This window comes from Pseudomonas sp. 32_A (assembly GCF_017490905.1).
In the GTDB taxonomy this organism is placed as follows: Bacteria; Pseudomonadota; Gammaproteobacteria; order Pseudomonadales; family Pseudomonadaceae; genus Aquipseudomonas; species Aquipseudomonas inefficax.
In genome coordinates, this window is record NZ_JAFGYI010000273.1 from 1 (window position 1) to 474 (window position 474).

The following is a 474-nucleotide window of genomic DNA, read 5'->3' on the forward strand; positions in this document are numbered from 1 at the left end:
GATCATCTGCGTGCAGCGGAACGTCGCGAGCAGCTTGTCCGTCTCGCGATGCCGGACGGTCGCGTCCCAGACCTGCGTCGTGCGGCCGCTGTGGATCGCGCGCGCGTCGCAGACGATCACGCCGTCGCGTGCGGTGCCCGTGAACTTGCTCTTCAGCTCGAGCGTGCTGAAACTGGACGCGCCCTCCGGCAGGCTCGCGAGGCATCCGTAGCCGCACGCGGTATCGGCGAGGCTCACGATCGTGCCCGCATGCAGAATGCCGTGCGCGAGCACGGCCTGGCGGATCGTCAGCTCGGCGAGCACGTGGTTTTTCTCGACCTGCTTGACGACGACGCCGAGCAGGCCCGGCAGATAGTCGGCGCCGAACCGGTTGAAGTAGTCCGCGTCCAGGTTCTCTTGCATGCCGTGTTCCTCGTCAGATGTTCCGGATGTCGTTCGGCGCGCCGCACGGCGCGCGCCACTGGGTGACCACCG

The 474-nt window shown here is 67.7% G+C and carries 1 protein-coding gene; it reads right to left on the reverse strand.

Features of this window, described 5'->3' with window-relative positions:
- Window positions 1–402 (reverse strand): PaaI family thioesterase (locus tag J5M58_RS26645; protein WP_207880361.1); only part of this gene is annotated, 402 nt, incomplete at its 3' end.
- Window positions 403–474 lie beyond the last annotated feature (72 nt).